The following is a 23,355-nucleotide window of genomic DNA, read 5'->3' as shown; positions in this document are numbered from 1 at the left end:
TACGGAGTACGCCTTGCGTCTGTTTCATACCTCCGACTGGCACCTTGGGCAGAACCTGCACGGCCAGGAGCGCGATTTCGAGCACGCCTGTTTTCTTGACTGGCTGCTGCGTCAGCTGAAGCTGGACCAGCCCGATGTGCTGCTGATTGCCGGCGATATCTTTGACACAGTCAACCCGCCGGTCAAAGCCCAGGAACGCCTCTACGATTTCATCGTCAGCGCCCACGAACAGCAGCCCTTGCTGACCATCGTGATGATCGCCGGCAACCATGACTCCGGCTCGCGAATCGAACTGCCCGCGCCGTTGATGCGGCGCTTGCGCACTCACGCCCTCGGTCGCGTGCTGTGGCTCGATGACGGTCAACTGGATGCCGAACGTCTGTTGCTGCCGTTGCCTGATGCCAGCGGCGAAATTGCCGCCTGGTGCCTGGCGCTGCCGTTCCTGCGCCCGGCCGAAGTGACCGGCGCGCATTTGGGCGATAACTATTTGCGCGGCATCGGCCAGGTTCATGAATGGCTGATCGAAGCGGCCAACATCAAGCGCAAACCAGGCCAGGCGCTGATCGCCATCAGCCATGCGCACATGGCCGGCGGTTCGGTTTCGGAAGATTCCGAACGTAGCCTGATCATCGGCAACGCCGAAGCCCTGCCTGCCAGTCTGTTCGGGCCGAGCATCAGCTATGTCGCCCTCGGGCATTTGCACAAGCCGCAGAAGGTCAACGGTGAAGAGCGCATTCGCTACTGCGGATCGCCGATTCCGTTGTCGTTCTCCGAGATCAATTACCAGCATCAGATTCTCGATATTCAGCTTGATGGCGAAACATTGGTCAGCGTCGAACCGCGCCTGATTCCGCGTTCCGTCCACCTGCAACGCCTCGGCTCCGCGCCGTTGGCCGAGATCCTGCTGCAACTGGCCGATCTGCCCAACATCGACCTGCTCGCCGATATCCAGCGCCAGCCGTGGCTGGAAGTGCGGGTCCGTCTCGACGAACCGCAACCGGACCTGCGCCATCAAGTGGAAACGGCGCTGCAAGGCAAAGCCGTGCGGCTGGTGCGCATTGCTGCCGAATACGCCGGCAATGGCAGCCGCGACGGCGTCGATGACGGCACAACCTTGATCGAACTGGATCAGCTTTCGCCCCAGGAACTGTTCAGCCGCGCCTGGCAGGACAACTACGGCAGCGACGTCGACGAGCAAACGCTCAAGGACTTCGCCGAGCTGTTGCAAGACGTGCAGATGGAGAGCGAACAGCCATGAAAATTCTCGCGATCCGCCTGAAAAACCTCGCCTCCCTGGCCGGGCCTTTTGAAATCGATTTCACCGCTGAGCCCTTGGCCAGTGCCGGTCTGTTCGCGATTACCGGACCGACCGGGGCCGGCAAAAGCACGCTGCTCGACGCCCTGTGCCTGGCGCTGTTTGGCGCCGTGCCGCGCCTGAACAACACCGGCCGCGACGCCAAGGTCCCGGATGCCGATGGCGAAATCGGCACCGGCGACCCGCGTACCCTGCTGCGTCGTGGCACCGGTGAAGGCTATGCGGAAGTGGATTTCGTCGGCATCGACGGTCGCCGCTATCGCGCTCGCTGGGAGGCCAACCGCGCTCGAGAAAAGGCCGGCGGCAAACTGCAAGCCAGTCGCCAGAGCCTGCGCGACATCGATCAGGATCAACTGCTGGCCAGCCAGAAAGGCGAATACAAAGCTCAGCTCGAAGCCGCGCTGGGCCTGAACTTCGAACAGTTCACCCGCGCCGTCATGCTGGCTCAGAGCGAGTTCAGCGCCTTCCTCAAGGCTGACGACAACGACCGCAGCGAACTGCTGGAAAAGCTCACCGACACCGCGCTCTACACCCGCCTCGGTCGACGCGCTTTCGACAAGACCAAAGAAGCTCGTGAAGCCCACAAGCTGTTGCAGGATCAGGCCACCGGGGTCACGCCGCTCTCCCCCGAAGCTCGGGCTGAACTCGATGAGCGTTTCAACAACGCTCAGCAGCAACTCAAGACCCAACAAGCGCAGCTCAAACAGTTGGAGTTGCAACACACCTGGCTCAAGGAACTGCGCCAGGTGCAGGACGCGCAACAGAGCGCCACCGAGCAACTGCACTCCGCCCAGCAACACTGGAACAGCCTCGCCGGCGAGCGCTTGAAGCTGACCCGACTGGAGCAACTGGCGCCGCAACGGCATCAGTTCGCACGCAAGACCGAACTCACCGCCCAGCTCACGCCGCTGGCAGCGCAGATTCAGCTGCACACGCAACAGCAAAGCGAGCTGATCGAGCGACAGACTCAACTCGAACAGAGCCTGGGCACCGCCCAAACGGTGCTGACCCAAGCGCAAAGCCAACACACCTCCAGCGCGCCACTGCTGCGCCAGGCCTTCGAAGAGCAAAGCGCCCTCGCCCGTCTGGTCAAGGACGCCAGCCGCAGTGCCGACCTCAAGCAGCAGGCGGAACAGGCCTGCACTCAGGGTCAGGGGACGATTCAGGGTTTGCTCGACCAACAGAAACAGGTCGCCGAACGGTTGCAGCGAATTGCCGGCGAGCTTGAGCAAAGCACCCCTCTGGCGCCGTTGAGCGATGCCTGGAATGCCTACCGCGATCGCCTGCAACAACTGATGCTGATCGGTAATCGCCTGAACAAGGGCCAGGCCGAACTGGCGGCTCTGGAGCAAAACGCCGCCCGCGCCGCCCAGGAGCTGGCCACCCAGCGCCAGAGCCTTGAGGTGCTGTACAAAGAGGCCGGCGCCGAACCTGAAGCGGTGGCCGAGCAGATTCAGATCCTCGGCAGTCTGCTACAGGACAACCGCAAGCAACTGCGGGCCTTTGAAGAACTGACGCGACTGTGGGCCAGCCAACAGGAACTGGACAAGCGCGGCGCCGAGCTTCAGCAGCGACAACTCGCCGCTCAGCAAGATCGCGATCGTCTGACCCAGGACGGCGTGAAGACCAAAGCCGAACTGAGCGTCGCCGAACAGACCCTGACCGTCACCCGCGAACTGCTGGAGCGTCAGCGCCTGGCGCGCAGTGCCAGTGTCGAAGAACTGCGCGCGCGGTTGCAGGACGATCAGCCGTGCCCGGTTTGTGGCAGCCCGGACCATCCCTATCATCAGCCTGAAGCCTTGTTGCAAAGCCTCGGCCGGCATGATGAAAGCGAACAGACCAACGCTCAGAAAGCCGTCGACCTGCTCAAGGAAAAACTCACCGATCTGCGCGCCGAAGTCGGCGGTTTGATTGCTCAGCAAAAGGAATTGCTGCAACAGCAAGAACAGCTCGCGGCTCAGCAACAAGGCCTGACGCCAAGCCTGGAAGCGCACCCACTGTCCGCACAACTGTTGGGCCAGGACGCCAGCAAACGCGATGCCTGGCTAACGCAACAAAGCAGCCAGTTGAACCAGAGCATCACGCAGGACGAACAACGGCAAACCGCCCTGCTCACCCTGCAACAGGATGCCGCGCGCCTTGCACAGCAACTGCGCAGCGCCGAAGCGGCAAGTCAGCAAGCAACACAACACCTGCTCAACCAGCAACGAGAGTTGAGCAGTGATCGCCAACGCCTGGATGAAGAACTGACGGCGTTCAGCACCCTGCTGCCAGCCGAGACGCTCGAGGCCTTGCGCAACGAACCCGCCGCGACCTTCATGCAGCTCGACCGGCAGATTGCCCAGCGTCTGGAACAACTCGACCAGCAGCGCGATGAACTCGGCGAACAGCAACAACGCCAGCAGACGCTGGAGAAAGAACAGTACCAACAGCAGACCCGCACCCAGCAGTTGGACGCCGCGCAACAGCAGTTCACGGCGTTGACCGGGCAGCAACAGGCTTGCCAGCAGAAACTGACTCAACTGCTGGGCGAACATGCCAGCGCCGAACAGTGGCAGCAGCAACTGGATCAGGCCGTCGAGCAGGCGCGCACTGCCGAAGCGACGGCCAATCAGGAATTGCAAACCGTGCGCACGCGATTGGTGCAACTGGCCGCTGAACTCAAGGCGCAGCAGGAGCGTTCGCAGGCCCTGGAAACCGAAGATCGCGAGCTGAGCGCCAAGATCGCCGACTGGCGTGCGCAGCATCCAGAACTGGACGACGGCGGACTGGAAGATTTGTTGGGCGTCGACGACCAACATGTCAGTGAACTGCGTCAACGCTTGCAGCAGAGCGAAAAAGCCATCGAGCAAGCCAAGGTGCTGTTGCAGGAGCGCGATCAGCGCTTGCTCGATCATCAGGCGCAGCACAACGGCAATCTCGATGCAGAACAACTGGCCACGACGCTGGCCGAGCTGCAAAACCTGTTCGCCACCAGCGAGCACCGCTGCGCCGAATTGCGCGCAGAACAGGCCGAGGATCAGCGTCGACAGAACGCCAATCAGGCGCTGGCGCAACAGATCGCCGACGCCTACACCGAGTATCAGCGCTGGGCACGCTTGAATGCGCTGATCGGTTCGGCCACCGGCGACACCTTCCGCAAGATCGCCCAGGCCTACAACCTCGACCTGTTGGTGCACCACGCCAACGTCCAATTGCGACAACTGGTGCGGCGCTATCGTTTGAAACGCGGCGGCAGCATGCTCGGGTTATTGGTGATGGACACCGAGATGGGCGATGAACTGCGCTCGGTGCATTCGCTGTCCGGTGGCGAGACGTTCCTGGTGTCGCTGGCGCTGGCGCTCGGTTTGGCGTCAATGGCTTCGAGCACGCTGAAAATCGAATCGCTGTTCATCGACGAAGGCTTCGGCAGCCTCGATCCGGAATCCCTGCAACTGGCCATGGACGCCCTTGACGGTTTGCAAGCGCAGGGCCGCAAGGTCGCGGTGATTTCCCACGTGCAGGAAATGCATGAACGGATTCCGGTACAGATTCAGGTCCACCGCCAAGGCAACGGCCTGAGTACGCTGGAGGTGAAATGAATACGTTGTATTCATTCCGCCGCTGCCCCTACGCCATGCGCGCACGCATGGCCCTGCACAATTCGGGGGTTGCGGTGAATATCGTCGAGGTCAGCCTCAAGGCCAAACCGGCCGAAATGCTCGCACTGTCGAGCAAAGGCACGGTGCCGGTGCTGAGTGTGGATGGGCAGGTGATCGATGAGAGCCTGGAAATCATGCGCTGGGCGCTGGCGCAGAACGATCCGCAGGACTGGTTGCTCAAGGATGATCCGCAAGGACAGCAACGCAGCGCCGCACTGATCGAAGAGAACGATCAGGTGTTCAAGGTGTACCTGAATCGCTACAAGTATGCCGAGCGTTATCCTGAGCAACCGATGGAGTTTTACCGATCAGAGGGCGAGGTGTTTTTGCAAAAACTGGATGATTTGCTGGAAGGGCGCGACTACTTGCTGGCCGGGCATCCGAGCCTGGCGGATATCGCCGTGATGCCGTTCGTACGGCAATTCGCCCACGTGGATCGCGAGTGGTTCGGGCAGACGCCTTATGTGCGGTTGCAGGCGTGGTTGCAGCGCTTCATCGAGTCAGACCTGTTCACCGGTGTGATGCAGAAATAACACCGCGCACTTGTGGCGAGGGAGCTTGCTCCCGCTCGGCTGCGTAGCAGTCGTATATCAGCCGATGAAAGCTGTCTGAAACAATGAGGTGGCAGGTTTTGGGGCTGCTGCGCAGCCCAGCGGGAGCAAGCTCCCTCGCCACATTAGATTGGGGATTCATGCCAATACCGCGCACATCCCCAACGCCGAGCAGTCCACCTGGAACGGCCCGAAGAATCCGCCATTGGGCTTGATCGGCGGATTACCCACCAGCAGCTCCAAAGCCTTGGCAGTCTGAATGTTGTGGGCGATGTTGTGGTTGCATTCGATGGCCCGTGCCACCGACCCCGCCGAGCCCTGCCCGATCCCAAGTAAAGAAGCGCCATTGGTCATGAACGCCAGGAAGGCGATGACCCAGAGCTTGCGTCCTTTCATGCCCCCACCACTCCCGCCACGTCGGCGTGATCGACCATTACGTTTTGCGCGCGGTGTTCGAATTGAATGGCGGGATAAGCGACCTGAATCGGTGCTTGAAGGCTTTGTTGCGATTGAGCCGAAAGGCTGACGAGCAACACCATGACCACGTAAAGACCGATGGCCAGGTAGGCGCCGTATTTGGCAGAAGTGATGATTGCGCTGGCCATGGTGTTCTCCGTTGGCATGTTTCAGTGCCCACAGAATCGATCAAAAAACAGAAGATAACTAGCGAGCTTTATGCATAGTAGCTATCAGTTTTATTGATCATGAACCCGGCGTGTTTCAGTCCTCGATAAAACTCATCAAGCGCTCGCGGGCCGCCTCAGGTTCGTTTGAAACGGGCTGGGCTGCAGACAGAATCGGGGTTGAATAGAGAAACAGGAGAACCACTGCCAGACGCATCGCCATGCTGTCGATCCTTATTGGGGAAGGAGTCAAAAACTCAGCGTCAAATTTAAACTCATGGCCATGTGATATCAAGCAATACATTGATAGCAATATGATGCTGTCGGAAACGCGTTATGCAGGAGCGACATCACTTCGGGGCTTTTCGGCGCTTATAGCTCGATCGGCAAGTGACTTCGCTCCTGCATAAAAGGTGCAAGGCTTACATTTCAGTGTTGGGTTTTATGATCCAGCGCGGCGTAGAAGTTGGCGCTCTGTTGCAGGTATTTCTGGGTGTAGCTCTGGGTGTGGGATTTTTTATCGCTGATTTCAACGTTGGCGCTGGCTGGCAGTGCAACGGTGGCAGAGATAGCGGAAGCGGCGATGACGGAGAAGAGATTGAAGTTCATGGCGGTATTCCTCGATTCAGTTGGCTTGCTTGCCCGGTGGGGCCGTGAAGCAAACTTAACTCCCGAGGGTCGGCGCCTTGAAATGCTTTGTAGCATTAGCCGATATCAGTCTCATTAATAGAAGGTTGCAGGCCCCATCAACCGGGGCCTGCGGTCTATTGACGCACCAGGAACTTGAGATCGCTGGGGGCATCCATCGGCAGTTTCTGCACGGTTTTACCCAACAGACCGGTCTTGGCGTCGCGTTCGACGACGACAATCTGGTTGCTCTTCTGGTTGGCAATCAGCACGAACTTGCCACTCGGATCGAGGCTGAACTCGCGCGGGTGATCACCGTCCACGGAGCGGCGCTGAAGCTCCTTGAGGTGCCCGGTCGCCGGGTCGATGGCGAACACCAGCAATTGATTGGTGGTGCCACGGTTGCTGACGTAAAGGAACTTGCCGTCGGCCGAGGCGTGAAGCGCAGCCGCAGCCTTGCCCGATGTCGGCAGACCCGCCGCCAGATCGACCAACTGCGTTTGCTCAAGCCTGCCGTCGCGGTAATCGAACACCGCGACCTGCGCGCTCATTTCCATGGTCAGCCAGGCGTGCTTGCCATCGGCGCTGAACAGCAAGTGTCGCGGCCCGCTGCCGGGTGGCAACTGGACGGACGCCGGTTTGGCGGCGGTCAATGGCAGTTCCGGATTAGCTTTTGGATCGAAGCGATAGACGAAAATCTTGTCCGCTCCCAAGTCGTTGGAAAACACGTATCGGCCATCCGGTGATGAAACCACCGAATGCACGTGCGCTGACTTCTGCCGCTCAGGATTGACCCGGCTGGACGGATGACTGCTCATCTGCACGACGGGTTTTAGCTTGCCATCGGTGCCCACCGGTAACACCGCCAAGGTGCCGCCCGGGTCTTCAGCCACCGAGTAGTTGCTGACAAACACGTGACTGGCGTCGCCGCTGACGCTCGAGTGCGTCGGCTCGTTGCCCAGGGTTTGCACCTGACTGATCAGGCTCAACTCGTGGGTCTTGGGGTCGATCGCATAGCTGCTGACACGCCCTACCGGATCGGCCTGACCCGGGCCGTTTTCGTTGACCGCGAACAGGCGCTGTTGATCCTTGGACACGGCGAGCCAGGACGGGTTGGCGCTCTTCACCACTTGCAGGGGTTTGGCGTCGATCTGCCCGGTGCGGCTGTCGAAGCTCAGGCGATAAATACCCTGGCTCTGGCCGGCGGTGTACGAGCCCACCAGCAACTCGTAATGATCGGCCGGTGCCGCCTGCACGCCCATCGCGCCGACACTGCCGGCCATCAACAGTGGCCAGAGGTTACGCATCCTCATTCGCTTCGTCCTCATCGTCACCACCGCCGAATGCTTCCATGGGCACCAACCGGTGCTCGCCGGAATCGCCGGTAATGATCCAGCTCTTCAAGTCAGGATCGAAAGTCGCCGCCGCGATCTGCGCCACGCTGAACTCCCAGCGCTTGAGCGCCCGACCGTCCATGCATTCGATGTGCAGGTTATCGTCTTCATCGAGAGAGAAGTCGAACGCGTGCAGCCCGTCGATTTCCAACATGTCGCAATGTTCGAGGGCGTTGATCAAGGTGTCGTCTACGGCAGTCATGGCAGTCAATCTTTGAATGGAAAAAAGCAATGATAGCTCAATGTGGAAGCGGGCTCGTGTCGGTCACAACACTCGCACACGACACCGAACACATGTGGGAGCGGGCTTGCTCGCGAAGACGGTGGCACATCCAACCTCGAAGTGACTGTCAGACCGCTATCGCGAGCAGGCTCGCTCCCACAATGGGTCAGTGCCGATCACATCATTCGCGCACGACACCGGACACACGTGGGAGCGAGCCTGCTCGCGAAGACGGTGGCACATCCAACCTCGAAGTGACTGTCAGACCGCTATCGCGAGCAGGCTCGCTCCCACAATGGGTCAGTGCCGATCACATCATTCGCGCACGACACCGAACACATGTGGGAGCGAGCCTGCTCGCGATGATGGCGGCACATCCAACATCACAGTGACTGTCAGATCGCTTTCGCGAGCAAGCCCGCTCCCACAGGGATTGTGACCAGTCGTTAGAGAGCATCGCGCGATGGCCTGCCATCAACCAGGCGCTGGATGCGCAGCGGATTACCATTTTTCAGTGCTTCCGGCAGCAGGCTGTCGGGGTAGTTCTGGAAGCACACCGGGCGCAGGAAACGGTCGATGGCCAGGGTGCCCACCGAGGTGCCGCGCGCATCGGAAGTCGCCGGATACGGCCCGCCATGAACCATCGAGTCGCAGACTTCCACGCCGGTCGGATAGCCGTTGAGCAGGATCCGTCCGACCTTCTGTTCCAGCAATGGAGTCAGTTCACTGAACTGTTCAAAGTCCGCCGGTTCACCGATGATCGTTGCCGTCAGCTGCCCATGCAGGCCGTTCAACGCGGCACTGAGTTGTGCCTGATCCGCCACTTCGACGAACACCGTGGTCGGGCCGAACACTTCCTCTTGCAGCACTTCATCGCCATCGAGCAACAGGCTCACATCGGCCTTGAACAGTTGCGGTTGCGCCTGATTGCCTTGTTGCGGGTTGCCGGCCAAATGCTCGATTTTCGGATGCGCGAGGAGCTTCTGAAGGCCTTTGCCATAGCTGCCCAACGTACCGGCATTGAGCATGGTTTGCGCCGGTTGATCGCCAATCAGCCCCGCCACCTGCTGCACGAACGCACTGAACTGCGGCGAACGAATGCCGATCACCAACCCCGGATTGGTACAGAACTGACCACACCCCTGCACCACCGAAGCCGTGAGATCACGGGCGACGCTTTCAGCCCGAGCTTCCAGCGCTTGAGGCAGCACGATCACCGGGTTGATGCTCGACATCTCGGCAAACACCGGAATCGGCTGCGCGCGTGCCGCGGCCATGTCGCACAGCGCACGGCCACCCTTCAGTGAGCCGGTAAAACCGACCGCCTGAATCGCCGGGTGCCTGACCAACGCTTCCCCCACCCCGCCGCCATAGATCATGTTGAACACACCGGCCGGCATGGCAGTTTTCTCGGCGGCACGGATCACGGCGTCGGCCACCCACTCGGCGGTTGCCATGTGGCCACTGTGGGCCTTGAACACCACCGGGCAACCGGCGGCCAAGGCGGATGCGGTGTCGCCGCCCGCCGTGGAAAACGCCAACGGAAAGTTACTCGCGCCAAACACCGCGACCGGCCCGAGGCCGATGCGGTACTGACGCAGATCCGGACGCGGCAATGGCGTACGTTCAGGCAGCGCGCGATCAATCCGCGCCCCATAGAAATCACCGCGCCGCAGTACCTTGGCGAACAGACGCATCTGGCCGCTGGTGCGACCACGCTCGCCTTGAATACGGCCGGCCGGCAATGCGGTTTCGCGGCAGACCACGGCGACAAAGTCATCGCCCAGCGCATCCAGCTCATCGGCAATCGCATCGAGAAATTGCGCACGTCGTTCGGCGCTCAGGCTGCGATAGGCCGGGTAAGCAGCGGCGGCGGCCTTCGCGGCGGCGTCGACTTCTTCAAGGGTGGCCTGATAGAAATCGTGAGGCAAAGCCTCGCCAGTGCTGGCGTCGACGCTTTGGAGTTTGACGGTGCCGGTAGCGCTACGCTGACCGCCAATGTAGTTGTGGCCAAGAATCCGGGTCATGGGTGTCTCCTTAAAGTGTGCCGACGGTGCCGGGTTCAAACGCCGCTTCAACGGGCTCAATGCCGTTGATCAGGGGCGCGCCGAACTCGGCCTGACTGATCTCGAACACATCACCCGGTTGGGTGCGGATGCCGTCAGCGAAAGACAGGGTCGCGGTGCCGAAGAAGTGAATATGCACGTCACCGGGGCGCAGGAACTGGCTGTATTTGAAATGGTGGTACTCGAGGTTTTCCAGGCTGTGGCACATGTTCGCTTCGCCACTGAGGAATTCGTTCTGCCACAGCACTTCACCATCGCGCAGGATCCGGCTGGTGCCGGCCAGATGCTGGGGCAACTGGCCGACCCGAAGCTCCGGGCCATAACTGCAACTGCGCAATTTCGAATGGGCCAGGTAGAGGTAATTCTTGCGCTCCATCACATGATCAGAGAACTCGTTGCCCACCGCGAAACCGAGGCGATACGGTTTGCCGTCGTGGCCGATTACATAGAGACCGCTGAGTTCAGGTTCCTCCCCGGCATCTTCGGCAAACGGCGGCAGCGGGAACGGTTGGCCCGGTCGCACAACGATGCTGCCGTCGCCCTTGTAGAACCACTCCGGTTGCACGCCAGCCCGGCCGGTCGCGGGTTTACCGCCCTCCACGCCCCACTTGAAGATGCGCATGGTGTCGGTCATGGCGGTTTCGTCGCCGACCTGCTGATGCATTTTGTCCCGGGCCGACGCGCTGCCCAGATGGGTCAGGCCGGTGCCGCTGACCAGCATGTGCGCGGGGTCCGGGTGATCCAGCGGCGGCAGGATTTGCAGATTGGTCAGCAGCGCTGAATAGTCGTGGCTGATGCCCAACCCCAGGGTTTGAACCTGTTGCTCAAGATTGACGCCCGCCTCGATCGCTGCCAGCGCCAGATCCCGCACCGAGCGCGCATCCTGCACTTCGCGCACCAGACCGTCCTCGACCACGCCGACGCGGCGTTCGCCGTTACTCAATTCGAACTGAACTAAACGCATGTCTTTCTCCTGTAAACAAACTCGAAAACGCCACAAAACCAATGTGGGAGCGAGCCTGCTCGCGATGAGGCCATTCGGTCCGACATCAATGTTGAATATCAGGCTGTCATCGCGAGCAGGCTCGCTCCCACAGTTGATTGGTGTTAAACCTCAGATTCAGATACGGGTAGCCCCACGCGCACTGGCCGCAAACTCATCGGCCGGTAGCACGTGCTTACGCTCCAGCAGCCGATAAACCACACCCGTCAGCACCAGGCCGAACACCATTACACAGGACAGGAAGTACAACCCCGACGCCAGATTGCCCGTGTATTCCTTCAGCGCGCCGATCACGAACGGGCCGATGTAGCCGCCGAGGTTGCCCACCGAGTTGATCAAGGCAATGCCCGCCGCCGCACTGGCGCCAGCGAAGAAGCGACCCGGCAAGGTCCAGAACACCGCGGTGCAGGAAAACAACGCGAACGCCACCAGGCACAGCGCCGCCAATTGCAGCACCGGCACCGTCAGCCAGGCGCTGAGAAACAGACCGATGGCGCCCAGCACATACAGCACCGCCAAATGACCGTAGCGATCATTCAAGCGATCTGAACTGCGCGGAATAATCAACAAACCGATGATCCCGAAGATGTACGGCACCGACGACACAAACCCGGTCATCAGGTCAGTGCCAGCGAACTGCTTGATCAACGTCGGCAACCACAAACCGAGACCGTAGATGCTCAACGTCACCGGCAGATAGAACAGCGCCAGCAGCAACACGCGTTTGTCCTTCAGCGCATGCAGCGGATTGCCGTGGCGGGTCTGGCCATACTCTTCCAGGTCCTTTTTCAGTTCGCCGGTCAGCCAGTCTTTCTCAGACTGGTCCATCCATTTCACCTGTTGCGGGCCGTCCGGCAGGTAACGCAGCACTGGCCAGGTCAGCAGGATCGCGGGTGTACCGATGACGATGAACAGCCACTGCCAACCGTGCAGCCCAAGAATGCCGTCCATGCCCAGCAAGCCGCCGGACACCGGACCGGTAATCATCATCGCGATGGGTTGGGAAAGGATGAACAACCCGAGGATTTTGCCGCGATGGCGGATCGGGAACCATTGGGTGATGTAGTACAGAACGCCCGGGAAGAACCCGGCTTCGGCCGCGCCGAGCAGAAAGCGCATCACATAGAAGCTGTTCGGTCCCTGGACGAACGCCATGCCGATGGTGATAGCGCCCCAGGTGATCATGATCCGCGCGAACCAGCGCCGGGCGCCGAAGCGGTCGAGCATCAGGTTGCTGGGGATTTCCAGCAGGAAGTAGCCAATGAAGAACAGCCCGGCACCCAAGCCATAAGCCGCGTCACCCAGGCCGATGTCGGCGCCCATGTGCAGCTTGGCGAAACCGACCGCGGAGCGATCCACATAGGCGATCAGGTACAGCAGGATCAGGAAGGGAATCAGTTTCAGCGTGATGCGACGAATAAGCCGCAGTTCCTGGCTCATGAGTTCGGTCTCCGATTGTTGTTGTTATAGAACCTCGGGGGACGCCTCTCGCAGAAAACCGCCAGGGCCACCCCTCCGTTGAAAACGACTATATAGTAATACTATTTAACCAACAACACTTCCAAACAGCCGAAATTGCGCTTATGTTACGCCGTAGCTCGAACAATATAGTCATACAATAAGAGAACGATCATGTCTGATAAGAAACCCACCCTGCGCTCCGCCCAATGGTTTGGCACCGCCGACAAGAACGGCTTCATGTACCGCAGCTGGATGAAGAATCAGGGCATCGCCGACCATCAGTTCCACGGCAAGCCGATCATCGGCATCTGCAACACCTGGTCGGAACTGACCCCGTGCAACGCGCATTTCCGGCAGATCGCCGAGCACGTCAAACGCGGGGTGATCGAAGCCGGCGGTTTTCCAGTGGAATTCCCGGTGTTCTCCAATGGCGAATCGAACCTGCGCCCCACCGCGATGCTCACCCGCAACCTGGCGAGCATGGACGTCGAGGAAGCGATTCGCGGTAACCCGATCGATGGCGTGGTGCTGCTCACCGGCTGCGACAAAACCACTCCGGCGCTGCTGATGGGCGCGGCCAGTTGCGACGTGCCGGCGATCGTCGTCACCGGCGGACCGATGCTCAATGGCAAGCACAAGGGCCAGGACATCGGCTCGGGCACGGTGGTCTGGCAGCTCAGCGAACAGGTCAAGGCGGGCACCATCACCATTGATGATTTCCTCGCGGCCGAGGGCGGCATGTCACGCTCGGCCGGTACCTGCAACACCATGGGCACGGCCTCGACCATGGCTTGCATGGCCGAAGCCCTCGGCACTTCCCTGCCCCACAACGCGGCGATTCCAGCGGTCGATGCACGCCGTTATGTGTTGGCGCACATGTCCGGCATGCGTGCGGTGGAGATGGTCCGCGAAGATTTGAAACTGTCGAAAATCCTCACCAAGGAAGCCTTCGAAAATGCCATCCGGGTGAACGCCGCCATCGGTGGTTCGACCAACGCGGTGATCCACCTGAAAGCCATCGCCGGGCGCATCGGTGTCGAGCTGGACCTGGATGACTGGACCCGCATCGGTCGCGGCATGCCGACCATTGTCGACCTGCAACCCTCCGGGCGCTTCCTGATGGAAGAGTTCTACTACGCCGGCGGCTTGCCCGCGGTGTTGCGTCGCCTCGGCGAAGCCAACCTGATTCCGAACCCGAATGCCCTCACCGTCAACGGCAAAACCATCGGCGAGAACACCAAGGACGCGCCAATCTACGGCCAGGACGAAGTGATCCGCACCCTCGACAACCCGATCCGCGCCGACGGCGGCATTTGTGTGTTGCGCGGCAACCTGGCGCCACTGGGTGCGGTGCTCAAACCTTCCGCCGCGAGTGCCGAATTGATGCAGCATCGCGGGCGCGCGGTGGTGTTCGAGAACTTCGACATGTACAAGGCGCGGATCAACGATCCGGAACTGGATGTAGATGCCAATTCGATTCTGGTGATGAAAAACTGCGGGCCGAAGGGTTATCCGGGCATGGCCGAAGTCGGCAACATGGGGTTGCCAGCCAAGCTGCTGGCCCAGGGCGTGACCGACATGGTGCGGATTTCCGACGCACGCATGAGCGGCACCGCTTACGGCACGGTGGTCTTGCATGTGGCACCGGAAGCGGCGGCTGGCGGGCCTTTGGCGACAGTGAAGGAAGGCGACTGGATCGAGCTTGATTGCGCCAACGGGCGTTTGCACCTGGACATTCCGGATGCAGAGCTGGCGGCGCGCATGGCGGATCTGCAGCCGCCACAGCAATTGATCGTGGGCGGTTATCGTCAGCTGTACATCGATCATGTGCTGCAGGCGGATCAGGGTTGCGACTTCGACTTCCTCGTCGGATGCCGAGGGGCCGAAGTGCCGCGTCATTCTCACTGACACCATCTATCCCCTGTGGGAGCGAGCCTGCTCGCGATGACGGACTGACAGCCAACTTAAATGTTGAATGCTCAACCGCTATCGCGAGCAGGCTCGCTCCCACAATGGTTCTGCGTCTGCATCAGAATCTTGCGCTAGCGACCTTCACTCGCCGCGCCTGCTATCATGCGCGGCACCCCATCGCACAGGATCGCGCCGTTCCCCATGGATTACCGCAAACCCTCCGACCGCAAAAGCATGCACTCGCGCATCGTCCAGGAACTGGGCATGCAGATCGTCTCGGGACGTTTCAAACCGGACGACAAACTGCCCGCCGAAGCCCTGCTGTGCGAGGAATACGCGGTCAGCCGGCCGGTGCTGCGCGAAGCCACTCGCGTATTGGTCGCCAAGGGCCTGGTGTATTCCCGTCCACGGGTCGGCACGGTGGTCAAGCAGCGCAAGGAATGGCACATGCTCGACCCGGACGTGCTGCACTGGTTGATGCAAAGCAGCCCGCAAAATGAATTCTTTGATCTGCTGACCAGCGTGCGCAGCATCATCGAACCGGCCGCCGCCGCGTTGGCCGCGCAGTTCGCCACGGATGAAGACATCGCCTCCATCGGTGAAGCCTACCAACGCATGGAAGCTGCACCGACCCCGGAAGCGTTGTTGCAACCGGACCTCGATTTCCACAGCCGCATCGCCGACGCGACTCATAACGACTTGCTGGCGAACCTGTGCAACATGCTGTCGGTGGCAATTGCCGAAGCCTTGAAGCATTCAAACCAACGACCGAATCTGCATGAATTGGCGATGCCACGGCACAAGGCGATCCTCACCGCTATCGAGAATCGCGATGCGTTGGGCGCACGGCATGCGACGCTGGTGCAGCTGGATGATGCGCGTAGTGCGCTGAATGTGGTGCTGGGAACCGATCCCTCATAACCACCACAAATCCAATGTGGGAGCGGGCTTGCTCGCGAAGACGGAGTATCAGTCGACATCAATGCTGAATGTACACGCATTCGCGAGCAAGCCCGCTCCCACAGGGGATCTGTGTCGAACTTGAGGTATAAAAAAGCCGCAACCTTGGTTGCGGCTTTGTTGTTTCAGCGACCGGTCAGTGAGCAAACAGCGAGTTGCCCTTCTGCCCTGCCAATTTCTCCGGTTTGATCAGGAACCGTGCCAGCGCTGGCAGCAGCCACAATGCGCCGAACATGTTCCAGAGCAGCATGAAGGTCAGCATCAGACCCATGTCGGCCTGGAACTTGATCGCCGAGAAGATCCAGGTGCATACGCCAATCGCCAGGCACAGACCGGTGAACAGCACGGCTTTACCGGTGGACTTCAGCGTCTGGTAGTACGCCTCTTGCAGCGGCAGGCCGGCACGCAGGAAGCTTTCCAGACGGCTGTAGATGTAGATCCCGTAGTCCACGCCAATCCCCACCCCGAGCGCCACCACCGGCAAGGTCGCCACTTTCACGCCGATGCCCATGAACGCCATCAACGCGTTGCCGAGTACCGAGGTCAGCACCAGCGGCAGCACGATGCACAAGGTCGCCGCCCAGGAACGGAAGGTGATCATGCACATGGTCGCGACGCAGATGTACACCAGGACCAGAATGGTCAGTTCGGAGCGTTTGATCACCTCGTTGGTGGCCGCTTCGATCCCGGCATTACCGGCGGCGAGGATGAATTCCAGGCCTTCCTTGTTGTTGTCTTTGGCGAAGTCCTGCACCGCATGCACCGCGCGGTCCAGCGTTTCGGCCTTGTGGTCGTTGAGGAACACCAGCACCGGCGCCAGGGAGCAATTGTTGTTGTACAGGCCATCGGCACGGGCGATGGAGTTGTTCAGTACGTCCGGGTTGCGCGACAGGGTTTCCCATTTCAGGTTGCCCTCGTTCATGCCCTTGATCATCTGCTTGGACACGGTCACCAGTGAGATCGCCGACTGCACGCCCTCGGTGTTTTGCATCTTCCACATCAGCTCGTCGATCGGCGCCATGGCTTCGTAGCGCGAGCAACCTTCGGACTTGGTCTTGACCATCACCACCAGCACGTCGGAACTGGTGGAGTAGTTATTGATGATGAAGCTGTTGTCCTTGTTGTAACGCGAGTCCGGACGCAGTTCCGGCGCGCCTTGGTCGAGGTCGCCGATTTTCAGGTTCTGGCTGTACCAGAGGCCACCACCGAAAGCGATCAGCGCCAGGGCAATGGAAATCGGGGCGACTTTGGGGCTGGCAAAGTTCGACAGCAGGCGCCAGAACGGATGCTCGCGATGCGCATCTTTCTTGCTGCGTTCGACGGCGCGTTTGCTGATACCGACGTAGGAAATCGCCACCGGCAGCAGGATCAGGTTGGTGAACACGATCACCGCCACGCCGATGGAGGCGCCAATGGCCAGTTCACGAATCACGCCAATGTCGATGATCAACAGCGTGATAAAGCCCACCGCATCCGCGAGGATCGCGATCATCCCCGGCAGAAACAGCTGACGGAATGTGCGGCGTGCCGCGGTCAGCGCGTTCTCCGCCTCGCTGGACTGCAAGGCGATACCGTTGATTTTCTGCACGCCGTGGGAAATCCCGATGGCGAAGATCAGAAACGGCACCAGCATCGAATACGGATCAAGCCCGAAGCCGAAGAAGTGCATCAGGCCCAGCTGCCAGACCACCGCCACCAGTGTGGTGCTCAACACCGCCACGGTGCTGCGCATGCAGTTAGTGAACCAGTACAGCAGGATCAGGGTAATGACGAAGGCGACGCCGAAGAACATCACCACCATGACCAGCCCATCGATCAGGTCGCCGACTTTCTTGGCGAACCCGACAATGTGGATCTTCACGTTGGGGTTCTGGGCTTCGAACTTGTTGCGGATCTTGTCTTCGAGTTCGTGAGAGAACTTGCGGTAGTCCAGCGCCAGCAACTTGCCCTGGTCCTGCGGGTCCGGGTAGGACTCCAGCAGCGGGATGTCGACAATGCTCGACTTGAAGTCGTTGGCCACCAGCCGCCCGACTTGCCCGGACTTGAGCACGTTATTGCGCAGCAGGTCGAGGCTCTGCTGAGAGCCGTTATAGCTCTGTGGAATTACTTCACCGCCGGCGAAGCCCTCCTCCGTCACCTCGGTCCAGCGCACGCTCGGGCTCCACAGCGACTTGAGGCCGGAACGGTCGACGCCGGAAATGTAGAACACCTCGTCGTTGATCTGACGCAGGGTCTCCATGTATTCCTTGGAGAAGATGTCGCCATCGGTGGCTTCCACGGAAATCCGCACCGTGTTGCCCAGGTTCGCCAGATCGTTGCGGTGCTCCATCATTTTTTCAATGAACGGATGCTCAAGCGGGATCATTTTTTCGAAACTGGTGGACGGCCGGATCAGCGTTGCCTGCCAGAACAGGAAAACACTGACCAGCAGGCAGATGACGATGACTGCCGGGCGGTTATTGAAAATCAGGCGTTCAAGAAACGTCGCCTTGTCCTGATGAGGAGTGCTTAAGGATGTCATAGACCCGCCTTCTTATTATTTGCCCGGCTCATTTGGACGACCCGTTTTTTCCATTCTCTGCGCCGGTAGGCGAAGTGACGCGAACGCCACCCTGTCCTGCCAGAATCAGATTGCCGTTGCCTGCCGCAGTCACCGCCGAAACAGAAATGCGATCCGGGCGGTTGAACACGCTGAAGGTTTCGCCGTCGTCGGTGCTGCGAATAATGCTGCCGCCGTTGCCGACGATCACGATGGAGCCGTCATCGAGCAATGTCGCGCCGGACAGACCGAACTCCAGTGCGCCACGTGCAGCCTTGAGTTCGACCTGCTCCCAGGTGCTGCCAAAATCCGTGGAACGGTAGAGATTGCCCCGCAACCCATAGGCCAGCAGCGTAGCCGGTTGCGCAGTGCCGATCACACCGAACAGCGAGCCTTCGTAGGGGCCCTCAAGCTTTTCCCAGGTTTGCCCCTCATCGGCGGAGCGGAACATGCTGCCCTGCTCGCCGACGATGAAAATGCCGGAATCCTTGACCGCGGCAATAGCGTTGAGGTGGTACTGGTCTTCGTTGTCCAGGCGATCGCTGACGTCTTCCCAGTTTTTTCCGCCGTCGGTGGTTTCCAGCAAGGCACCGTAAGCGCCCACGGCAAAGCCGCTGTTAACGTCCTTGAACCAGACGTCGAGCAGCGGCGATTCGCGTTTCAGGTCTTCGAATTGTTTGGTCCAGGTGGTGCCGCCGTCTTCGCTGGCGAGGATCTGTGCGTCATGGCCAACGGCCCAGCCGTGTTTGTCATCGACAAAAAACACTGCCGTCAGCAGTTGCCGGGTCGGCACCTTGGCCTGGGTCCAGGTCGCGCCCTGGTCATCGGAATACAGAATGTGCCCGCGATCGCCGACCGCCACCAGGCGCTTGCCGGCGTGTACGACATCGAGCATCAGGCCTTTGCTGGCCTTGGCGGATTCAACGGAATAAACCACATTGGTGGCCGACGCGGCAGCGGCCAGCGCAGGCGCCGACAGCACGGTACAGCCCAACAGCGAGAGCGCTGTAGCCAGCAACGCGAACCTGCGTAACGCCGGCGGGCGGCCAATACTCACACCCATGACAGGCTCACTCATAGACCTTCCCCCACATTATTATTGTTAGGTCGTTCAACCCTTCAGGGCGCCGTAAGGGATGCGCATCGGGATTGACCTGTTCAGGAGCATAGTCCTGAAACCCGCAATCCAGAGCCCCTTCGGAAGCTGGCTTATCCTATCGGGGTTTGGAAAGGTCTGACAATCGACGCCACGTTATGTTTTGTTAACCTGAGGGGTATGGGGTGGGGGTGAATGATTGGGTATCAGGTGGGGTGATTGGGGTTTGGGGTACATATCCGTTTCTGCGGTAGTGCCGGCTGACGGTTATTGCCCTTGTAGGAGCGAGGCTTGCCCGCGAAGGCGGCCTGATAGCCAATTGGGGTCTTTGATCGTGTACATATCCATTTCTGCGGTCACGGCCGCTGGCGGTTTCGCTTTTACAGCGAGTCACTTTCGAAAAGCGCGAAAGCAACCAAAGCGCTTCTGCCCCTTTCGTTCGGTGCCTCGCTAAGGCTCGGCATGCCCTCGCTCCGGTCCTGCTCCGTGGGCCCGCCGCCATCGGCCATCCATGGCCGTGCGCGGCTAACCCGGCATCCATGCCGGGTTGCCCACTGCGCAGAACCTCCACTCGGCCTCTCGAGGGGGCGGTGCGTCAACATCAAAAGCTGCAGGCGAGCTAACGCTCGGCCTGTTGAGTGGTGAAAAGCAGAGCGGATGTGCTCTGATTTTTGATGCGCTTTGATTTTTTGTGGGAGCGGGCTTGTCGGGTCGCCGCATCGCGGCGATGGCGGCCTGTCAGCCGACCAATCTTCCCCGGATGTACCCCGTCCAACTGTGGGAGCGAGCTTGCTCGCGAAGCTGTTGATGTTGCTGTTGCCGTTGCTGTTGCTGTTGCTGTTGCTGTGGCTTTTGATCTTGATCTGCCTGCCCCTTTCCCAGAGGCCGAACGCAGGTATTGCGCAGGGGGCACCGCGGCAAGGATGCCGCGGTAGCCGCCCCCGGCCATGGATGGCCGATGGCGGCGGGCCCCCGGAGCAATGCCGGAGTGAGGGCATGCCGAGCCTGGGCGAGGCACCGAATGGCGGGGCAAAAGCGCTTTGGTTACTTTCGCGCTTTTCGAAAGTGACTCGCTGTAAGAGCGAAACCATAGGCCGCCATAACCGCAGAAATGGATATGTACACCATCAAAAATCCCGGTCGGCTATCAGGCCGCCTTCGCAGGCAAGCCAGCTCCCACAATTTGATCGGTGTACATCTGCAAGAGGTCGGCTATCAGGCCGCCTTCGCGAGCAAGCCCACTCCCACAGGGTCCGAGTGACCCCGAGGGAGCAAGGCCAAACTCAGGCCAGGCTTTTGCTGACCACTTCAAACACATCGCTGGACAGTTGCCCCGAAGCGCGAATCCGCTCCAGCTCACCTTTCATCAACGCCTGACGGGCGTCGTCGTATTTGCGCCAGCGAGTCAGCGGCGCCAGTTGGCGAGAGGCGATCTGCGGGTTAAACCCGTTCAACTCGATCACCAGATCCGCCAGGAACCGATACCCGGAACCATCGGCCGCATGGAAGTTGATCAGATTCTGCCCGGCAAACGCGCCGATCAGTGCCCGCACCTTGTTCGGGTTCTTGATCGTGAACGCGGGGTGTTGCATCAAGGCTTTGACCCGTTCCAGACCACCCGGCAACGTGCTGCCTGCCTGAACGCTGAACCACTGATCCATGACCAGCGGATTGTCCTTGAAGTGCTCGGCAAAGCTCGCCAACGCCGTGGCTTTCTGCTCCTCGAACGGCGAATTCACCACCACCGCCAACGCCGTCAGACGCTCGGTCATGTTGTCGCTGGTGTCGAACTGCTCAAGGGTCGCCGCCAACACTTCCGGCTTGCCGCTGAGCATCAGGTACGACAGCGCAATGTTTTGCAGCGCGCGGCGGGCGAAATGCTCGGCCTCGGCCACATACGGCGTTTTCTTCGAGAGATCGCGATTGGCCTGATAACGCAGCCACAATGCCTCGAACAAGCCTTCAGCCAATTGCTTACGGGCAAACTCGCGAGCCGTGTGAATGGCGTCTACGTCAGCCACTTCACTGATCTCGGTCAGATACGCCTCGCCCGGCAGCGAAAGCATCTCGGCGACCATCGCCTGATCCAGTGTGTCGTCGGACAGCACGGTACGCAGTGCTGAAACCAAACGCTGATCCAGCACCAGCGCTTCGCCCTTCTGTTGATGTTCGATCAACTCTTGCAGCACCTGCACCGACAATTGCTGACCGGCATCCCAGCGGTTGAAACCGTCGCTGTCGTGCTGCATCAGGAACATCAGCTGATCGCGGTCGTACGGGAAGCTCAGTTTCACTGGCGCCGAGAAGCCACGCAGCAACGAAGGCAGCGGTTTTTCAGCAATGTCGACGAAAGTGAAAGTCTGCTCGGCTTCAGTCACCGAAATAACCCGCGAAGTGCCTTGAGCACTGGCTTCACCGACAAGACGCAGGGCAATTTCGCCGCCCTTGCTGTCCAGCAGGCCCAGTTCCACTGGAATCACGAACGGTAATTTTTCCACCTTGTCCGGGGTTTCCGGGCAGCTCTGGCGGAAAGTCAGGCTGTAGGTTTTCGCTGCGGCGTCGTAGGACTCGCTCACCGCCAAACGTGGTGTGCCGGCCTGGCTGTACCAGCGTTTGAATTGAGTCAGGTCAACGCCGTTGGCGTCTTCCATGGCCTTGATGAAGTCGTCGCAGGTCACGGCCTGGCCGTCATGGCGTTCGAAGTACAGGTCGCTGCCTTTGCGGAAGCCTTCGGCACCCAGCAAGGTGTGGATCATGCCGACCACTTCCGAACCCTTTTCGTACACGGTCAGGGTGTAGAAATTGGAAATCTCGATGAAGCTGTCCGGGCGCACGGCGTGGGCCATCGGGCCGGCGTCTTCGGCGAACTGGTGGGTACGCAGGTAAGCCACGTCCTGGATGCGTTTGACCGTGGCCGAGTTCATGTCGGCGGAGAAGCCGGAATCGCGGAATACGGTGAAGCCTTCCTTGAGCGACAACTGGAACCAGTCGCGGCAGGTCACGCGGTTGCCCGACCAGTTGTGAAAGTATTCGTGGGCGACGATCGCCTCCACACGCTGGTGCGCGGCGTCGGTAGCGGTTTCGGCGCGGGCCAGTACGGCGCTGGAGTTGAAGATGTTGAGGCCCTTGTTCTCCATGGCGCCCATGTTGAAGTCGTTGACCGCGACGATCATGAAGATGTCCAGGTCGTACTCGCGACCGTAAACCTCTTCGTCCCAGCGCATGGACTTCTTCAGGCTGTTCATGGCGTGCTGGCACTTGTCGATGTTTTCCGGCTCGACGTAGATGCGCAGCGCCACGGAGCGCTCGGTCATGGTGGTGAAGGTGTCTTCGACGCACCACAGGTCACCGGCCACCAGCGCAAACAGGTACGCCGGTTTCTTGAACGGGTCTTCCCAGGTCGCCCAGTGCCGGCCGTCTTCGCCCGGACCTGAGGCAATCGGGTTGCCATTGGACAGCAGCACCGGATAGCTGTGCTGCTCGGCGACCACCGTGGTGGTGAACGTGCTCATCACGTCCGGGCGGTCGAGGTAATAGGTGATCTTGCGGAAACCTTCGGCTTCACACTGGGTGCAGAACATGGTGCCGGATTTGTACAGGCCTTCCAGGGCGGTGTTGGTTTCCGGGTGGATCTTGACGCTGGTGTCGACCGTGAAGCTTATATCGGTCGGTTGCAGGGTCAGGTGATTCTCGGTCAGTTGGTAGTCGGAAGCGCTCAGCTCACGGTCGGCCAAAGTCACCGACAGCAGCTCGAGTTGCTGACCGTCCAGCACCAGCGGCGGCAGGCCCGGGCCACGTTCAGGATTGCGGCGCATCACCAGTTGCGCATGGACCAGGCTGTGGTCCTCGAACAACTCGAAGGTCAGGTGCGTCTCGTCGATCAGGTACTCAGGCGCCTGATAGTCCTTCAGGTAGATCATCTTCGGTTGTTCGGTGCGCATACTG

General features: G+C 60.2%; 17 protein-coding genes. 5 read left to right on the top strand and 12 right to left on the bottom strand.

The window, feature by feature from the left end:
• The first annotated feature begins 13 nt into the window (after positions 1-13).
• From BK662_RS24175 to BK662_RS24165, 3 genes are read left to right on the top strand one after another with little or no spacing between them, the layout of a single operon-like run.
• Positions 14-1,258, top strand: coding sequence for an exonuclease SbcCD subunit D C-terminal domain-containing protein (locus BK662_RS24175; RefSeq protein WP_123359668.1), 1,245 nt, complete (start codon positions 14-16; stop codon positions 1,256-1,258).
• Positions 1,255-4,896, top strand: coding sequence for an AAA family ATPase (locus BK662_RS24170; RefSeq protein ID WP_123359669.1), 3,642 nt, complete (start codon positions 1,255-1,257; stop codon positions 4,894-4,896). Before BK662_RS24175 ends, BK662_RS24170 begins: the two co-directional genes overlap by 4 nt.
• A complete protein-coding gene (locus BK662_RS24165) occupies positions 4,893-5,489 on the top strand; it encodes a glutathione S-transferase (protein ID WP_123359670.1) in 597 nt (198 codons plus the stop codon). Before BK662_RS24170 ends, BK662_RS24165 begins: the two co-directional genes overlap by 4 nt.
• 156 nt (positions 5,490-5,645) lie before the next feature.
• On the opposite strand, the gene BK662_RS24160 is transcribed toward BK662_RS24165, so the two are convergent.
• The 9 genes from BK662_RS24160 to BK662_RS24115 all read right to left on the bottom strand — a co-directional run bounded on the left by BK662_RS24160 (position 5,646) and on the right by BK662_RS24115 (position 12,883).
• Positions 5,646-5,903 carry a hypothetical protein gene (locus BK662_RS24160; RefSeq protein WP_123359671.1) on the bottom strand — a complete coding sequence of 86 codons (258 nt, stop codon included), beginning with the start codon at positions 5,901-5,903 and terminating at the stop codon, positions 5,646-5,648.
• Positions 5,900-6,112: a hypothetical protein gene (locus BK662_RS24155; RefSeq protein ID WP_123359672.1), complete on the bottom strand. Its 213-nt coding sequence runs from the start codon at positions 6,110-6,112 to the stop codon at positions 5,900-5,902. The genes BK662_RS24160 and BK662_RS24155 overlap by 4 nt, the downstream gene beginning before the upstream one ends.
• Before the next feature lie 115 nt (positions 6,113-6,227).
• Positions 6,228-6,353 carry a hypothetical protein gene (locus BK662_RS35405; protein WP_259695949.1) on the bottom strand — a complete coding sequence of 42 codons (126 nt, stop codon included), beginning with the start codon at positions 6,351-6,353 and terminating at the stop codon, positions 6,228-6,230.
• A gap of 206 nt (positions 6,354-6,559) precedes the next feature.
• Positions 6,560-6,739, bottom strand: coding sequence for a hypothetical protein (locus BK662_RS24150; protein ID WP_019650041.1), 180 nt, complete (start codon positions 6,737-6,739; stop codon positions 6,560-6,562).
• 155 nt (positions 6,740-6,894) lie between these two features.
• Positions 6,895-8,070 carry a lactonase family protein gene (locus BK662_RS24145; RefSeq protein ID WP_123359673.1) on the bottom strand — a complete coding sequence of 392 codons (1,176 nt, stop codon included), beginning with the start codon at positions 8,068-8,070 and terminating at the stop codon, positions 6,895-6,897.
• Positions 8,057-8,353, bottom strand: coding sequence for a DUF5629 family protein (locus tag BK662_RS24140; RefSeq protein WP_123359674.1), 297 nt, complete (start codon positions 8,351-8,353; stop codon positions 8,057-8,059). Before BK662_RS24140 ends, BK662_RS24145 begins: the two co-directional genes overlap by 14 nt.
• Positions 8,354-8,820: 467 nt before the next feature.
• The gene (locus BK662_RS24130) at positions 8,821-10,401 is read right to left on the bottom strand and encodes an aldehyde dehydrogenase (NADP(+)) (protein ID WP_123359676.1); all 1,581 of its coding nucleotides are present in this window, start codon (positions 10,399-10,401) and stop codon (positions 8,821-8,823) included.
• Positions 10,402-10,411: 10 nt separating this feature from the next.
• Positions 10,412-11,404: an AraD1 family protein gene (araD1, locus tag BK662_RS24125; RefSeq protein WP_123359677.1), complete on the bottom strand. Its 993-nt coding sequence runs from the start codon at positions 11,402-11,404 to the stop codon at positions 10,412-10,414.
• A gap of 156 nt (positions 11,405-11,560) precedes the next feature.
• Positions 11,561-12,883 carry an MFS transporter gene (locus BK662_RS24115; RefSeq protein WP_123359679.1) on the bottom strand — a complete coding sequence of 441 codons (1,323 nt, stop codon included), beginning with the start codon at positions 12,881-12,883 and terminating at the stop codon, positions 11,561-11,563.
• A gap of 192 nt (positions 12,884-13,075) precedes the next feature.
• Between BK662_RS24115 and BK662_RS24110 the strand changes: the two genes are divergently transcribed.
• Positions 13,076-14,812, top strand: a complete 1,737-nt coding sequence (locus BK662_RS24110) for an IlvD/Edd family dehydratase (protein WP_123359680.1) — start codon at positions 13,076-13,078, stop codon at positions 14,810-14,812.
• A 204-nt stretch (positions 14,813-15,016) separates the two neighbouring features.
• On the top strand, positions 15,017-15,736 hold the full coding sequence (locus BK662_RS24105; protein ID WP_032835696.1) for a FadR/GntR family transcriptional regulator: 720 nt from the start codon (positions 15,017-15,019) through the stop codon (positions 15,734-15,736).
• Positions 15,737-15,911: 175 nt separating this feature from the next.
• Here the strand turns inward: BK662_RS24105 and BK662_RS24100 are convergent, their stop codons facing one another.
• The 3 genes from BK662_RS24100 to pepN form a co-directional block, all read right to left on the bottom strand.
• On the bottom strand, positions 15,912-18,296 hold the full coding sequence (locus BK662_RS24100) for an efflux RND transporter permease subunit (protein ID WP_008011335.1): 2,385 nt from the start codon (positions 18,294-18,296) through the stop codon (positions 15,912-15,914).
• 28 nt (positions 18,297-18,324) lie between these two features.
• The gene (locus BK662_RS24095) at positions 18,325-19,392 is read right to left on the bottom strand and encodes a WD40/YVTN/BNR-like repeat-containing protein (protein WP_123359681.1); all 1,068 of its coding nucleotides are present in this window, start codon (positions 19,390-19,392) and stop codon (positions 18,325-18,327) included.
• A 1,301-nt stretch (positions 19,393-20,693) separates the two neighbouring features.
• On the bottom strand, positions 20,694-23,351 hold the full coding sequence (gene pepN / locus BK662_RS24090) for an aminopeptidase N (protein WP_123359682.1): 2,658 nt from the start codon (positions 23,349-23,351) through the stop codon (positions 20,694-20,696).
• Between the last annotated feature and the right edge of the window lie 4 nt (positions 23,352-23,355).

Origin of the sequence: Pseudomonas frederiksbergensis, assembly GCF_003732275.1 — a bacterium.
Taxonomy (GTDB): domain Bacteria; phylum Pseudomonadota; class Gammaproteobacteria; order Pseudomonadales; family Pseudomonadaceae; genus Aquipseudomonas; species Aquipseudomonas frederiksbergensis_H.
Note: the sequence above shows the minus strand (reverse complement) of the source record. Positions and strands in the feature narration are given on the sequence as shown.

Excerpts from the sequence above, each read along its gene's own strand:
- BK662_RS24170 (WP_123359669.1), top strand. The coding sequence starts at position 1,255 with ATGAAAATTCTCGCGATCCGCCTGAAAAACCTCGCCTCCCTGGCCGGG.
- BK662_RS24165 (WP_123359670.1), top strand. The coding sequence starts at position 4,893 with ATGAATACGTTGTATTCATTCCGCCGCTGCCCCTACGCCATGCGCGCA.
- BK662_RS24160 (WP_123359671.1), bottom strand. The coding sequence starts at position 5,903 with ATGAAAGGACGCAAGCTCTGGGTCATCGCCTTCCTGGCGTTCATGACC.
- BK662_RS24155 (WP_123359672.1), bottom strand. The coding sequence starts at position 6,112 with ATGGCCAGCGCAATCATCACTTCTGCCAAATACGGCGCCTACCTGGCC.
- BK662_RS35405 (WP_259695949.1), bottom strand. The coding sequence starts at position 6,353 with ATGGCGATGCGTCTGGCAGTGGTTCTCCTGTTTCTCTATTCAACCCCG.
- BK662_RS24150 (WP_019650041.1), bottom strand. The coding sequence starts at position 6,739 with ATGAACTTCAATCTCTTCTCCGTCATCGCCGCTTCCGCTATCTCTGCC.
- BK662_RS24145 (WP_123359673.1), bottom strand. The coding sequence starts at position 8,070 with ATGAGGATGCGTAACCTCTGGCCACTGTTGATGGCCGGCAGTGTCGGC.
- BK662_RS24140 (WP_123359674.1), bottom strand. The coding sequence starts at position 8,353 with ATGACTGCCGTAGACGACACCTTGATCAACGCCCTCGAACATTGCGAC.
- BK662_RS24130 (WP_123359676.1), bottom strand. The coding sequence starts at position 10,401 with ATGACCCGGATTCTTGGCCACAACTACATTGGCGGTCAGCGTAGCGCT.
- araD1 (WP_123359677.1), bottom strand. The coding sequence starts at position 11,404 with ATGCGTTTAGTTCAGTTCGAATTGAGTAACGGCGAACGCCGCGTCGGC.
- BK662_RS24115 (WP_123359679.1), bottom strand. The coding sequence starts at position 12,883 with ATGAGCCAGGAACTGCGGCTTATTCGTCGCATCACGCTGAAACTGATT.
- BK662_RS24110 (WP_123359680.1), top strand. The coding sequence starts at position 13,076 with ATGTCTGATAAGAAACCCACCCTGCGCTCCGCCCAATGGTTTGGCACC.
- BK662_RS24105 (WP_032835696.1), top strand. The coding sequence starts at position 15,017 with ATGGATTACCGCAAACCCTCCGACCGCAAAAGCATGCACTCGCGCATC.
- BK662_RS24100 (WP_008011335.1), bottom strand. The coding sequence starts at position 18,296 with ATGACATCCTTAAGCACTCCTCATCAGGACAAGGCGACGTTTCTTGAA.
- BK662_RS24095 (WP_123359681.1), bottom strand. The coding sequence starts at position 19,392 with ATGAGTGAGCCTGTCATGGGTGTGAGTATTGGCCGCCCGCCGGCGTTA.
- pepN (WP_123359682.1), bottom strand. The coding sequence starts at position 23,351 with ATGCGCACCGAACAACCGAAGATGATCTACCTGAAGGACTATCAGGCG.